Origin of the sequence: Pseudomonas defluvii (assembly GCF_001695625.1) — a bacterium.
GTDB lineage: Bacteria > Pseudomonadota > Gammaproteobacteria > Pseudomonadales > Pseudomonadaceae > Aquipseudomonas > Aquipseudomonas defluvii.
Map to the genome: position 1 here is coordinate 1 of NZ_MBPN01000299.1, position 769 is coordinate 769.

1 protein-coding gene is annotated in these 769 nt (G+C 64.1%); it reads right to left on the reverse strand.

Annotated elements, in window-relative coordinates:
- Positions 1-141: 141 nt before the first annotated feature.
- Positions 142-699, reverse strand: coding sequence for a hypothetical protein (locus EKA13_RS27425; RefSeq protein ID WP_009459715.1), 558 nt, complete (start codon positions 697-699; stop codon positions 142-144).
- Between the last annotated feature and the right edge of the window lie 70 nt (positions 700-769).

The window sequence follows — 769 nt, forward strand, 5'->3', positions numbered from 1 at the left end:
GAACATGCGGGCAGCTTCTTGCGAGGGCCGTGCTGCGTCAGTTGGAAAACCGCATCCGGCACAGCCCCGATTGATGGGCTCAGAGAAAAGAAAAGCCCCGCGTCGAGTGCGGGGCTGTCAGGAGGGTGCGGTGGTGCTGGGTCAGTCGGGCTTGTCGCCCAGGACATGCTGCTTCCACAGGTCGAATGCCTGCTCGGGCGGCAGCTCGGCGAGGATGACGATGGGCTGGGCCTGCCGGGCGCGCAGCGAAGCGAAGTACGACTTGCGGTCGGCGATGGCCTTGAGCTTGATGCCCTTGATGAACAGCAGTTTGCGGTCCTTGATGAACAGCACCTTGTTGCCGATGTCGCGGTTGAACGCGGCTCGCACCTTGCGTTCCGCGTGCATGGCATCGGCCAGCTCATCGACCAGGAAGTCGAGCGTCATGGCGATGTAATGAGGGTCTTCACCCTCGTGGCCCAGGTCGAGCGGCGCAGGCGGCAGGCCCTTGGCGAAGGCTTCGGCCTGCGCCAGCAGCGCCGCCTTGCCGTTGAGTGCGTGGAGGAACGTCGAGCCGCCGTGGCCGTCGTTGCGGGCCTCGGCGATGGGAATGCCGTCGAACACGATGGTCGCGGTGAAGCACAGCGTTTCCTCGCTGGCGAAGTCGGCCACCTTGAGGTTCTTCAGCGTGATGCGGTCTTGCTTGGTGATGGTTTCCATGGGAGATCCTGAAATCGACCGGGTGGCGACATGCCCCTAACGGGACGTGGCGACCATCCCGTGGGTTGGA

What these genes read in the sequence shown, in the direction of transcription:
- EKA13_RS27425 (WP_009459715.1), bottom strand. Translation starts at nt 699, where the DNA reads ATGGAAACCATCACCAAGCAAGACCGCATCACGCTGAAGAACCTCAAG.